The sequence below is a fragment of the Streptomyces albiaxialis genome, from assembly GCF_039530985.1.
Taxonomy (GTDB): domain Bacteria; phylum Actinomycetota; class Actinomycetes; order Streptomycetales; family Streptomycetaceae; genus Streptomyces; species Streptomyces albiaxialis.
This window is the reverse complement of sequence record NZ_BAAAPE010000005.1, coordinates 419,931-432,074: the sequence shown is the minus strand read 5'-3', so window position 1 is coordinate 432,074 and position 12,144 is coordinate 419,931. Positions and strand designations below refer to the sequence as shown.

Annotated in this window: 10 protein-coding genes and 1 pseudogene; 10 read left to right on the top strand and 1 reads right to left on the bottom strand. The window is 75.0% G+C overall.

Annotated elements, in window-relative coordinates:
- The first annotated feature begins 127 nt into the window (after positions 1-127).
- The 10 genes and pseudogenes from ABD343_RS09960 to ABD343_RS09915 all read left to right on the top strand — a co-directional run bounded on the left by ABD343_RS09960 (position 128) and on the right by ABD343_RS09915 (position 11,135).
- Positions 128-1,201, top strand: a complete 1,074-nt coding sequence (locus tag ABD343_RS09960; protein ID WP_344526269.1) for a LacI family DNA-binding transcriptional regulator — start codon at positions 128-130, stop codon at positions 1,199-1,201.
- 76 nt (positions 1,202-1,277) lie between these two features.
- Positions 1,278-2,906, top strand: coding sequence for an FAD-dependent oxidoreductase (locus ABD343_RS09955; protein ID WP_344526267.1), 1,629 nt, complete (start codon positions 1,278-1,280; stop codon positions 2,904-2,906).
- Positions 2,907-2,961: 55 nt separating this feature from the next.
- The gene (locus ABD343_RS09950) at positions 2,962-5,133 is read left to right on the top strand and encodes a hydantoinase/oxoprolinase family protein (protein WP_344526265.1); all 2,172 of its coding nucleotides are present in this window, start codon (positions 2,962-2,964) and stop codon (positions 5,131-5,133) included.
- Between the two features lie 791 nt (positions 5,134-5,924).
- Positions 5,925-6,344, top strand: a pseudogene (locus ABD343_RS09945) (hypothetical protein); the annotation flags it as partial.
- Between the two features lie 9 nt (positions 6,345-6,353).
- Positions 6,354-7,661 carry a transporter gene (locus ABD343_RS09940; protein WP_344526263.1) on the top strand — a complete coding sequence of 436 codons (1,308 nt, stop codon included), beginning with the start codon at positions 6,354-6,356 and terminating at the stop codon, positions 7,659-7,661.
- Positions 7,662-7,710: 49 nt separating this feature from the next.
- Positions 7,711-8,733 (top strand): glycoside hydrolase family protein, encoded by a 1,023-nt coding sequence (locus ABD343_RS09935; RefSeq protein ID WP_344526261.1) that lies wholly within the window; start codon positions 7,711-7,713, stop codon positions 8,731-8,733.
- 204 nt (positions 8,734-8,937) lie between these two features.
- Positions 8,938-9,342 carry a hypothetical protein gene (locus ABD343_RS09930; RefSeq protein ID WP_344526259.1) on the top strand — a complete coding sequence of 135 codons (405 nt, stop codon included), beginning with the start codon at positions 8,938-8,940 and terminating at the stop codon, positions 9,340-9,342.
- The gene (locus ABD343_RS09925; protein ID WP_344526257.1) at positions 9,342-10,178 is read left to right on the top strand and encodes a transcriptional regulator; all 837 of its coding nucleotides are present in this window, start codon (positions 9,342-9,344) and stop codon (positions 10,176-10,178) included. Before ABD343_RS09930 ends, ABD343_RS09925 begins: the two co-directional genes overlap by 1 nt.
- 38 nt (positions 10,179-10,216) lie before the next feature.
- Positions 10,217-10,729: a roadblock/LC7 domain-containing protein gene (locus tag ABD343_RS09920; protein WP_344526255.1), complete on the top strand. Its 513-nt coding sequence runs from the start codon at positions 10,217-10,219 to the stop codon at positions 10,727-10,729.
- 31 nt (positions 10,730-10,760) lie between these two features.
- A complete protein-coding gene (locus ABD343_RS09915; protein ID WP_344526253.1) occupies positions 10,761-11,135 on the top strand; it encodes a roadblock/LC7 domain-containing protein in 375 nt (124 codons plus the stop codon).
- A gap of 45 nt (positions 11,136-11,180) precedes the next feature.
- Here the strand turns inward: ABD343_RS09915 and ABD343_RS09910 are convergent, their stop codons facing one another.
- A complete protein-coding gene (locus ABD343_RS09910) occupies positions 11,181-12,074 on the bottom strand; it encodes an NADP-dependent oxidoreductase (RefSeq protein ID WP_344526251.1) in 894 nt (297 codons plus the stop codon).
- Positions 12,075-12,144 lie beyond the last annotated feature (70 nt).

Sequence of the window (12,144 nt, the reverse complement as noted above, 5' to 3'; positions counted from 1 at the left end):
CGTGAAGACCCTTGACCGGCTCTGTCGGGCGGGGGCAAGGTGCTGGCTAATCCGCATTAGCACTCCACCTGTTCCCCAATACCCCGGGCTAATGCGTATTAGTAGCGGAGGACTGGAGGAGTCGATCATGACCGAAAACCGTTCGCAGCAGCGGGTTGCGAAGGGGAGGCGGGGGCGGCCCCGGCAGGCGGAGGTCGCGCGGCTCGCCGGGGTTTCGCAGACGACGGTCTCGCTCGTGCTCGGCGGCAACAAGCAGGGCATCGCGCTGCACGCCGAGACGCGGGAGCGGGTGCTGGAGGCGGCGCGGGAGCTGGGGTACGTGCCCGATCCCGCGGCGCGGCGGCTGGCCGCCGCGCGGAACAACCTGCTGGGCGTCTTCAGCTTCACCGCGACCTTCCCGACGGCCGTGGAGCACTCGTACTACCCGTTCCTCGTCGGCGTCGAGCAGGAGGCCGCGGCGCGCGGCTTCGACCTGGTGCTGTTCACAGGGTCCAGCCCCGGCGGCGCGCTGGAGCGGGTGCGGCTCGCCGACGGCTGCCTCTTCCTGGGCCGCCACGCGCCCGCCGCCGGGCTGCGGCGGCTCGTCGACGACGGCTACCCCGCCGTGCACATCGGCCGCCGCGACGAACTCGCGGGCCTCGCCTGGGTCGGCGCCGACTACGTGGACGCGAGCGCCGAGGTCGTGCGCCGGCTCGCCGCGTTCGGCCACCGCCGGGCCGTCCTCGTCCGCGAGGACGACGACGCGCCCGCCTCCACCGACCGCGAACGCGGCTTCCACGAGGCGCTCGCGGAGACCGGCCTCGCGGGCCCGCCCGGCGCCGCCGGACCCGTCGTGCGGGCCGCCGACCCGGCCGCCGGGATCACCGCGGAGTGGGTGCGCGGCCGGTGGGAGGAGGGCGTCACCGCCTTCGTCGCCGAGGAGACCGACACCGGCGCCGCCTGGCGGGCCCTGCTCGGCGCCGTGGAGGGGGCCGGGCTGTCGGCTCCCGGCGACGTCTCGCTCGCGCTCCTCGGCTCGCCGCCCGCCGACCTCGCCGGACGCCCCGCGCCGACCGGCTTCGACATCCCCCGCGCCGAGCTGGGCGCCGCCGCCGTACGCACGCTCACCGGCCTCCTCGCCGAGGACGGGCCCGGCTCCCCGCCCCTGGTCGCCTGCGCCTTCCGCGCCGGGCACACGGCGGGACCGCCGCCCGGCACATGACCGGCACCTGACCAGCACGGATCCGCCCGTACGCCCGACAAGTCCCGTACGACACCAGCAAGGAGCACGCACCCCCATGTCCCACCCCACAGTCCTCCCCGCCGAGTGCGACGTCCTCATCGTGGGCGGCGGTCTCGGCGGCGTGGCCGCGGCGCTCGGCGTCTGCCGCGCCGGACGTACCGCCGTCCTCACCGAGGAGACCGACTGGATCGGCGGTCAGCTCACCGCGCAGGCGGTGCCGCCCGACGAGCACCCCTGGGTCGAGGAGTTCGGCGTCACCGCGACCTACCGGGCGCTGCGCGAGGGGATACGCGAGCACTACCGCCGCTGGTACCCGCTGCGCGCCGAGGCCCGCGAACTGACCCGGCTCAACCCGGGCGCCGGGCGGGTCAGCAAGCTGTGCCACGAGCCGCGCGTCGCGCTCGCCGTGCTGGAGGCCATGCTCGCGCCGCACCGCGCCGCGGGACGCCTCACCGTCCTCACCGAGCACCGGCCCGTCGCCGCCGAGACCGACGGCGACACCGTACGGGCCGTCACCGTCGAGGACGTACGCGACGGCGCCCGGCACACCGTCGCCGCGCCCTACGTCATCGACGCCACCGAGACCGGCGAGCTGCTCGAACTCGCGGGCGCCGAGCACGCGCTGGGCGCCGAGTCCCACGCCGAGCACGGCGAGCCGCACGCCCCCGAGACCGCCGACCCGCTCAACCAGCAGGGCATCACCGTCTGTTTCGCGCTCTCCCACCACGAGGGCGAGGACCACACCGTCGACCGCCCGGACACCTACGGTTTCTGGCGCTCCTACCGTCCCGACTTCTGGCCCGGCCCGCTCCTCGGCTTCCTCGCCCCCGACCCGCGCTCCCTCGCGCCCGTCGAGCGGACCTTCGTGCCCAACCCGGACGTGGACCCGCTCGACGTGACTGCCGACCAGAGCGCCGACGCGGGCGACAAGGAGCTGTGGGGCTTCCGCCGCGTCCTCGCCCGCAAGCTCTTCCGGCCCGGGGCCTTCGACTCCGACGTCACCCTCGTCAACTGGCCGCTCAACGACTACTGGCTCAAGCCGTACGTCGGCGCGGGCGAGGAGACCTCCCGCGCCGCGCTCGCCGGGGCACGGGAGCTGTCGCTCTCCGTCCTGCACTGGCTCCAGACCGAGGCCCCGCGCCCCGACGGCGGCACCGGCTTCCCCGGCCTCCGGCTCCGCCCCGAGGTCACCGGGACCGCCGACGGCCTGGCCAAGTCCGCGTACGTACGCGAGGCGCGGCGGATCCGGGCCGTCACCACCGTCACCGAGCACGACGTCGCCATCGACCTCGTCGGCCCGTACGGCGGCACCCGGCACCGCGACTCCGTCGGCGTCGGCGGCTACCGCATCGACCTGCACCCGTCCACGGGCGGCGACAACTACATCGACATCGGCTCCGTGCCGTTCGAGATCCCGCTCGGCGCGCTCGTGCCGCGCCGGGTCCGCAATCTGCTGCCCGGCGGCAAGAACCTCGGCACCACCCACATCACCAACGGCTGCTACCGCCTCCACCCCGTCGAGTGGAACGTCGGCGAGGCCGCCGGCGCCCTCGCCGCGCACTGCCTGGAGGAGGGCGTGCAGCCGCACCAGGTGCAGGCGGAGGACAAGAGGTTCGAGGAGTTCGCCCGCGTACTCGACCGGGCGGGCGTGCAGCGCCACTGGCCCGACGTACGCGGCTACTAGCGGCACAGGCAGCGCCACCGGCGCCGTCCCGCAGAACACAAGGAGGTGTTCCCCTATGGCACCGCACCGCATCCGCGTCGGCATCGACGTGGGCGGGACCTTCACCGATGCCGTGGCCGTCGACTCCGCAACGCTGGAGCTCGTCGCCCAGGTGAAGGTCCCCACCAGCCACCACCACGCCGACGGTGTCGCGCACGGCATCGTGGAGGCGCTGGACCGGCTGCTCAAGCAGGTCGGATGCGCCCCCGACGATGTCGCGTTCCTCGCCCACGGCACCACCCAGGCCACCAACGCGCTGCTGGAGGGCGACGTCGCCCCCGTCGGCCTCCTCGGCATCGGCACCGGGCCCGGCGCCCTGCCGACCCGGCGGCTCGCGGGCCTCGCCCGCCTCGAACTCGTCCCCGGCAAACGGTTCCCGCTGCACTACGCGCACATCCCCGACCCCGGCGACGCGGCCGCCGTGCGCACCGCCGTCGAACAGGTCGCGGCGGCCGGGGCCGAAGTGCTCGTCGCCAGCGAGCCGTTCAGCGTCGACCTGCCGGACGGCGAGCAGGCGGTGATCGAGACGGCACGCCCGTACGGGCTGCCGATGACCGCCGCGCACGAGATCACCTCGCTCTACGGGCTGCGCAAGCGCACCCGTACCGCCGTCGTCAACGCCGCGATCCTGCCGCGCATGCTCGCCACCGCCGACCTCGTGGACTCCAGCATCACGGCCGCCGGGGTGACCGCGCCGCTGATGGTGATGCGCTGCGACGGCGGCGTCATGTCGCTGGACGAGATGCGGCGGCGGCCGCTGCTGACCGTGCTGTCGGGCCCGGCCGCCGGGGTGGCCGGGGCGCTGATGCGCGAACGGGTCAGCGAGGGCGTCTTCCTGGAGACCGGAGGCACGTCCACCGACATCAGCGTGATCCGCCGCGGCAAGGTCGCCGTCCGGCACGCCACGCTCCTGGGCAAGACCTCCTACCTGTCCGCGCTCGACGTGCGCACGGTCGGCGTCGGCGGCGGCTCCATGGTGCGGCTGAGCGGTGGGGGAGGCGGGGGCGTGGGCGGCGCGGGCGGCGGGCCGCGCCGTGCGGTGCACGCCGTCGGGCCGCGCAGCGCGCACATCGCCGGGCTGCCGTACGCCTGTTACGCCGAGCCCGAAGAACTGGAGGGCGCCCGGCTCGCCACCGCGAGCCCCCTCGACGGCGACCCGGAGGACTACGCGGTCCTCGACGCCGACGGCGGCCGCTTCGCGCTCACCATGACCTGCGCGGCCAACGCCCTCGGACGGGTGCCCGAGGGCGACTTCGCCGCCTGCGACCCCGCCGTCGCCCGCGCGGCGCTGGCGCCGCTCGCGGAGGCCCTCGGCACGGACGTCGCGGGGGCCGCGACCCGGATCCTGGACGTGGGAGTACGGCAGGTGCGCGAGGTCGTGGACGCGATGGTCCGCGACTACCGGCTCGACCGCGACACCGCCGTCCTCGTCGGCGGCGGGGGCGGCGCCGCCTCCGTCACCCCGCACCTGGCCGCCACCACCGGCCTCACCGGCCGGATCGCCGCGCACAGCGAGGTCATCAGCCCCATCGGCGTCGCGATGGCGCTCGTACGCGAACAGATCGAACGGATCATCCCCGGCGCCACGCAGGAACAGATCCTCGGCGTACGGAGCGAGGCCGAGGCCGCCGTCGTCGCGCAGGGCGCCGCCCCCGCGGCCGTCGAGGTCGAGGTCACGGTCGATCCGCAGACCAACACCGTACGGGCCATCGCCACCGGCGCGACCGAGCTGCGCACCCAGGACCGCGCCCACCGCGCCGACGACGCCGAACGCCTCTCCGCCGCCGCGGCCAGCCTCAAGACGGACCCCGCCGCCGTCGACATCCTCGCCGCCACCCCGGCGCACACCGTCTACGGCACCGAGCTGCGCCGCCGCTTCCGCCGGTCCCGGCACCCGGTCCGCGTCCTCGACGCCGACGGCGTCGTACGGCTGCACGCCGCCGACGCCCGTATCGCGACCACCACGGCGGCCCAGGCCCCCGAGGTGCTCGCGCAGTTGATCCGCGAGTCCACCACGTACGGCGACGGCGGCGTCCGCGCCCCCGCCCTGCGGCTGCTCCTCGGCTCGCGCATCGCGGACCTCTCGGGCGTGCTCGACGCCGAACCGCTGCTGGCCCTCGCACGCAGCGAACTGCGCTCCCGCGCGGGGGACGAGCCGGTGGTCGCGGTCCTGGAGGCCCGCGCATGAGCCCCCGCACGCTCCGGACGCTGACCCGTGCCCGCCGCGCCGCGCTGCGCGCCGCCTGCGCGGAGCTGGCGATGCTGGACGACGCCGAGTTCGGCGCCCGCCTCCTCGCCGACACCCCGACCCACGAGGGCCGCGACCCGGCCCAACTCCTCCGCTGGGCCGAGTCCGCAACCTCGTTCGGCGCCGAACTCGCCACGGGCGTGGCCCCGTCGGGCCCGGGCGAGCCGCACACAAGGGGGGCACGCCCCGAACCGGGAGCACGCCCCGCGCCGGACGGCATTGAGCCCACGCCGGGCGCGGGCCACGGTGACGGCGACGTTGACGGTCCCGGTGCGGGCACGGCACGGTCCGGGCCTGGGGCGTCGTACGTGCGGGGGCCGCGCCGGGCGGCGGCGGGCGCCGTGCGCGGGCTCGTGCTGGGCGCGGACCTTGTCGACGGTGACGGCGACGGGCCCGGCGCGGGCACCGTCCGGCCTGGGGCCGAGGCGCCGTACGCGGGGCACGGTCACGGCCAAGGCGCCGGACCCGGCGCGGGCGCGGTCCCGATCGTGTCCGGGGCGTCGTCCGCCCGTGGGCCGCGCGCGGAGCCGGAGGTGGATCGCGGGGGCTTCGCCGTGCGTATGCCGGGCGCGGGCCCGTCGGGGCCGCCCGGCGATGACGCCGGACGTGCGTCGGACGGGACCCGGTCGGCTCCCGGGACGCCCGGTGCGCGGCGGCCGGGTACCGGGGCGGACGGGCGCATGCCGGGGAGCCCGGACCGGTCGGGCGCTGTTCGCGCAGATGCCGGGCACTCTTCGTTCCGGGTCGTCGAACGCGAGGGCGGGGTCGAGCGATTGCTGCTCGCGCGGTACGTGTCGCGGCCCGTGCCCGCCGTCGAGCTGTACGTCGACACCCTCGCGCTCGGCGAGGAGGTCGTCGAACTGCTCGGCTGGCGGGAGTGGTACCCCGTCGGCGCCCTGCGCGCGGCCGCGCTCGCGCACGAGGAGGCGCACTGCGCGCTGCACGGCGACCGGGCGCTGCGCCGCGCGCTGCGCGCACGCGTCGGGCACACCGCGCTCCGGCTCGGACGGCGGCGCCTGACCGGCCACGTCGCGGGGGCCGACGAACTCGCCGCGCACGGCTACGCCGCGGCCCGCTGCGGCCTCGGCCGCACCCCGCTCCTGCTCACCGCCGCGCTCGCGAGCGCGGTCCGTGCCCTCGAAGAGGACTGAGGCACCGCCATGGGAATCGTCATCATCCTGCTCATGCTCGCGGGCGTCGGGCTGATGCTCGCCCGCAAGCTGCCGACCGCCTTCGCCCTCGTGCTGCTGGGCGTGGCCGTCGCGCTCGTCGCCGGGGCGCCGCTCACCGGCAAGAACAGCCTTCTCGACACCGTCCTCGAAGAGGGCTCGGTCGCGCTGGCCTCCACCATGCTCGCCGTGCTGATCGGCTCCTGGCTCGGCAAGCTGATGGAGGAGACCGGCATCGCCGGCACCCTCGTGCGGAAGATCGTGGAGTTCGGCGGCGACCGCCCCACCGTCGTCGCGCTCGGCGTGCTCGCCGTCTCCGCGCTCGTCGGCACGGTCACCGGCTCCGCGCCCGCCGCCATGATGGCGGGCATCATCGGCATCCCCGCGATGATCGCCGTCGGCGTGCCGAAGACGACGGCGGCCGGGACCATCCTCATGGGCATCGCGGCGGGCATGCCGTTCGAACTGCCGGTGTGGCAGTTCTTCTCCACCGCGCTGGAGCTGCCGCTGGACACGGTGAAGTCGTTCATGCTGCGGCTGTTCCCCTTCGCCGCCGTGTTCGCCGTGCTCTACGTCCTCGTCGAGACCCGCCGCAGGGGTGTCGAGCACACCTGGTCGCTGGCCTCCCTCGACGAGCGCCCGGACCGGCCGTCCGGCGGCGACCGGCGCCGCGGCCGGGCCCGGCGGATGGGCGACGCGCCCTGGTACGCGCTGCTCGCGCCCGCCGTCCCGCTCGTGCTCGCACTCGGCTTCGAGCTGGCGATCATCCCCTCGATGCTGGCGGGCGTCCTCTACGCCCTGGTGGCCACCACGCGGCCCCGCGAGATGAACAAGCGGCTGCTGCGCACCCTGTACGCCGGGTTCGAGGTCGCGGCGCCGCCCATCACGCTCTTCGTGGCGATCGGCATCCTGCTGGCCGCCGTGAAGCTGCCCGGCGCGATCGAGGCCCTGGACCCGCTCGTCAAGGCCGTCAGCCCGGGCCACCCCGCCGCGTTCGTCGTCGTCTTCACGCTGCTGGCGCCGCTCTGCCTGTACCGGGGGCCGCTCAACGTGTACGGGCTGGGCGCGGGCACCGCGGGCGTCCTCATCTCCGCCGGGGTCTACCCGGCCGCCGCCGTGCTGGGGCTGACCGCCTCCTACAACCAGATCTTCGGCGTCGCCGACCCGACCAGCACCCAGACCGTGTGGGCGGCGCAGTACGCCGGTGTCAGCCCGCAGCAGGTCATGCTGCGCACCCTGCCGTACGTGTGGTGCGTCGCGCCCGGCGGGCTGGTCGTCACCGCCGCCACCCGGCTCTGAGACCGCCGGGCTCTCCCACCCCGAACAGTCCCTGGAAGGGAGCACGTTCATGACACTCGACCGCCGCCGTTTCCTGCGCAACGCCACCGCGACGGCCACCGTCGCCGCGGGCGGCAGCCTGCTCGGCCTCGGCGCCACGGGCACCGCGTCCGCGTCCGCCCCGGCCCCGGTCTCCGCGCCGGGCGGCTTTCCCGACTACCGCCACGTCCGCACCCTGCTGAGGCCTGAGGACCTGAGGTACAACCCCACCGGCGAGATCATCTTCCCCTGTGTGCGCGGCGTGTACGACAAGCTCGCGAAGCCGCTCGGCCGCTACTACCTCTACTACGCCCCGCACGACGCCCCCGGCGGCATCTGCCTCGCCTACGGGGACTCGCTGGAGGGCCCGTTCACCGAGTACCCGCACAACCCGATCGTCAGCAACGAGTGGGCCCCGCACTACAAGGTCAGCCACGTCTCGTCGCCGCACGTCATGTGGCACGCCGAACGCCACGAGCTGTGGCTGTACTTCCACGGCGAGAACACCACGACCCGGCTCGCCCGCTCCAAGGACGGCGTCCACTTCACGTACGACCGCGCGGTGCTCACCACCGCGATGCTGCCCAAGGGCACCACCGAGACGTCCTACGCCCGCGCCTTCCGGCACGACCTGCCGGGCCGCGACGCCCGCTACGTCATGCTCTTCATGCGCAACGACAACGCCAACCACCGCGACATCGGCTGGGGCTGGTCCGCGGACGGCCGCGCGTGGACGTTCGACCCCGAACCGCTGATCGACCACGCCGACGTCGGCGCCTCCGACGTCTCCGGCGCGCACCTGCTCACCCGGAACGGGCGTACGTACGTCGCATACCACACGGACAAGGGCAGCGGCGGCAACGTCCTGCTCACCGAGGTCGGCGCCGACTTCTCCCGCCGCGACCACCTCGGCGTCCTCTACGACTCGGGCAGCGCGGCGCCGGAGAACGGCCGCGCCGCGGCGCCGTCCTTCGGCACGGACGGCGGCGTCCCGTACATGGTCTACGAGGCGGGGGAGCGGCTCTCCGGCGTGATCGCCGTCGCCCGCGGCTGATCATTCCCGTTCCCGGAACGGGCAGACGCGTAAGCGCGGCGATCAACTGTCATGCAGACCTGGCATGTTCCACAGGAAAGTGCGGGAAGCTTCACCTGATCCCCTCTCCGATGCGTAGCCTCAGCGTCACTTTCGGTGGTCCCCGTCGTGCGGGGCCTCGCGCCGAACGTCGCCGTATGCCGTGCCCGGGGAGGGGAGTTCAGCGTGCCCGGAATCGACGAATGCCTGGGGGAGGCCATGCGATTGCCCGGTGCCCGGAGCGCCGCGGTGATCGACTGGATCAGCGGGCTCGCGTTGGGCGTCGCGGGGGACGCCCCGGGCGGAGACCATGAGGCATCGGCGTGCGAGGCGGCCGAGGTGGCCCGGATGGTGGCCGAGCACGGCACGTTCGCGCCGCCGGAGGACGAGCGGGCCCGCCCCGGCGCCCGTGCGCTCCCGGCGGTCGAGGACGTGATCGTCACCAGCGCCGACAGCTACCACCTGCTGCGGTTCGTCGGCGCCGTCTACGACAGCAGCGTCTTCCTGCACCTGTGCGTGGGACGCGAGGAGGGCAACCTCGCGATGGCCAGGCTCCGGCTGGAGGACATCGCCACGCGGATGGTGCTGTGATGCCCGCCGCCGTCGCGCCCTCCCCGCGCCACCGTCCGGCAGGCGCCGGGGGCCCTCCGGCCGCGGGCCCTCCCGCCTCGCCGCTGCTGCGCCGCCTCGCCGCCGAGCGCGCCACCGGCGCCTTCACCCGTGCCGGGGGCACGCTCTTCCTCGTCGACGGGCAGGTGGCGCACGCCGAGAGCCCCGCGGCGCCCGGACTGGACGTCCTCCTGACGACCGGCGGCGCCCTGCCGGGGGAGGCCTGGCGCGCCGCCCTCGCCGAGGCCGGACCGCGCCGCTCCGTCGCCCGCCACCTGGTGGAGACGGGACGGGTGCCCGGCGGGGTGCTGGAGCTGTGCCAGATCGGCGCGCTCCACGACGCGGCGTTCTTCGTCCTGGCGCCGGGCGGCGGACCGGGGCGCTTCCGGCACGGCGTACGGCACTGGCTGGGCGCCTTCAGGGCCGTACCGGCCGCGGCGGTGGAGCGCGAGACCGTGCGCAGGCGGTCGCTCCTCGACCGTGCGTGGACGGACGCGGGCACCGACACCCTGCCGGTGGTCCGTACGGCGCGCCCGCCGGACGTACGCGTCCCGGCGCGCCGGCGTCCCGTGCTCGACCTGGCCGACGGCGGGCGTACGGCCTGCGAGATCGCCCGGACGCTGGGCCGCCCGGCCTTCCACACGCTCATCGACCTGCGCAAGCTCGCGGCGGCCGGGCTGGTCGCGCCCGCGGTGTCCTCGGCGGAGCCGCCCCGCGTGCCCTCGGGGCCGGGGGAACTCCCCGGCCCGCCACGGGAGTTCGACGACCCCGACGTCGCCCTGCTGCGCAGGCTCAGAGACGCCCTGGAGGCCCTGTGATCCGCGGCTTCAGACAGCGTGCCGAGAGGAGAGTGCTGATGTCGGCCGAGGCCGAGGTCCGCGAGGAGCTGGGCAGGCTGCGGACGCACGTCCCGCAGCTCGCCGGGGCACTGGTCGCCACCGTGGACGGCCTCGTCCTCGCCGAGGACACCGCGCCGTCGGCGGGCGACGCGCCGCCGCCCGAGCCCGAGTCGCTGGCGGCGCTCACGGCCGCGGCGCTGAGCGTGGCGTTCCAGATGAACGAGGCGGCCGGGCGCGGCGCCTTCCGCGAACTGCTCATCCACGGGGAGCGGGGCTACGTCGCCACGTACGCGGCGGGCACGTCCGCCGTGCTCACGCTCCTGGCCGACGACCGGCTGAACGTCGGGCGGCTGCACCTCGAAGGCCGCCGGTGCGCCGCCCGCGTCGGCGAACTCGCCGCGCACGCCCTCGCGGACGGCCCGCCGCCCGGCGGACCTGCGCGGGCGGCCGGCCCCCGCCCGGCGGCACCGGGGCGGAACGGCGCCCGCCCGCCGCTGGAGCGGCGCCGCCGCAACCTCCAGAACCCCTGACCGCACGAGAACGCAAAGGAAGAGACCCGTCATGGCCAATACCGAAGCCTCTCTCAAGGACGCGATGAACTCCGTCGACGGCACACTCGCCGCCGCGCTCGTCGACTACACCAGCGGCATGGCGCTGGGCACGGCGGGCGGCGGCACGGACTTCAACCTGGAGGTCGCGGCGGCGGGCAACACCGATGTCGTACGCGCCAAGTTGCGCACGATGGAGCACCTCGGGATACAGGAGCGGATCGAGGACATCCTCATCACCCTCGACAGCCAGTACCACCTGATCCGCCTGCTCCAGGCGAAGAGCGGCAACGGCCTCTTCCTCTACCTCGTGCTGGACGCGGAGCGCGCGAATCTCGCCATGGCGCGGCACCAGTTGCGCAGGATCGAGTCCCAGTTGGAGGTCTGAGGGGGGCACAGGGGCCGCGCCGCTCACGCGCGGCCCCCTCCGCCCTCAGACGAGGATGACCCGGCGTCCGCGCGTATGCCCCGCCTGGCTGTCGATGTGCGCGGCCGCCGCCTCCGCCAGCGTGTACGACTTGGCGACCGGGATGTGCAGCTTCCCGCGCTCGATGAGGTCGCGGGCCTCGGCGAGCGCGTCCGGCACGCTCCCGGCGGTGCCGGAGAACAGGACGCCGTGGTCCGGGGCGCCGAGGTCGGCGATCGAGACCACCCTCCCCGGGTCCCCGGTCAGTTCGACGAGTTCGGGGATCACGCCCGAACCGGCCAGGTCGAGGGCCGCGTCGGGCCTGCCGAGCCGCCGGACCCGCTCGACCCAGCCCTCCCCGTACGTCGTGGCCAGGGCGCCCAGGTCGCGCAGATAGTCCAGGTTCGCCGCCCCGGCCGTGCCGATCACGGTGATGCCGCGTTCGCGGGCGATCTGGAGGACCGCCGAGCCGACACCCCCGGACGCGCCGCTGACCAGCAGCGTCTGCCCGGGCTCGACGCCGGTCTGGCCGATGACGCGCAGCGCGGTCTCCACCACGGAGGGGTACCCGGCCGCCTCCTCGAACGACAGCCCCTCGGGCATCAGGGCCCAGGCCGACAGCACGGCGAACTCGGCGTAGGTGCTCGCCCCCTCGCCGAACACCGGGTCGCCGACCGCGATGCCCTCCACGCCCTCGCCGACCTCGTCCACCACCCCGGCGGCGTCCAGCCCGACCCCGGAGGGGAGTTCGAGCGGGTGCGCCTTGAGGACCTGGCCCTCCCGGACCCTCCAGTCGACGGGGTTCACCCCCGCCGCCCGTACGGCGATGCGTATCAGGCCGGGGCCCGCGTGGGGCTCCTCGGCATCCACCAGTTCCAGCACGTCCGGGCCGCCGAATTCGGCGAAGCTCACTTTCTTCATGCCGCCGACCGTAACACTAACCGTTAGGGTTTCGGAATTGTTGTGGATTCGCACCTGTTAGGGTGACCCC